The organism is Cupriavidus sp. SIMBA_020 (assembly GCF_046535395.1).
Lineage (GTDB): Bacteria > Pseudomonadota > Gammaproteobacteria > Burkholderiales > Burkholderiaceae > Cupriavidus > Cupriavidus campinensis.
This window is the reverse complement of record NZ_JAWRWU010001681.1, coordinates 1-235: the sequence shown is the minus strand read 5'-3', so window position 1 is coordinate 235 and position 235 is coordinate 1. Positions and strand designations below refer to the sequence as shown.

Annotated in this window: 1 protein-coding gene; it reads left to right on the top strand. The window is 68.1% G+C overall.

The genetic code is table 11. The annotated features are described in order from the left end of the window. Position 1: 1 nt before the first annotated feature. The coding region (locus SB751_RS35325; RefSeq protein ID WP_410749653.1) for a DUF4180 domain-containing protein at positions 2 to 235 on the top strand (234 nt) is incomplete at its 3' end.

Here is a 235-nt window from a genome sequence, read left to right as displayed (position 1 = left end):
CCTGCAATACGGCGAGACCGGCCCGGCCCTGGCCACCGGCCAGGACACCAATGACCTGATCAGCGCCGCCTGGGAACACGAGGCCGAATGGCTGGCGCTGCCCGCCGCGCGCGTGCATCCCGATTTCTTCCGGCTGGAAACGCGCATCGCCGGCGAGCTGATCCAGAAGTTCGTCAACTACCGCCTGCATTGCGCGGTGGTGGGCGATATCTCGGCGCACCTGGCCGCCAGCAAG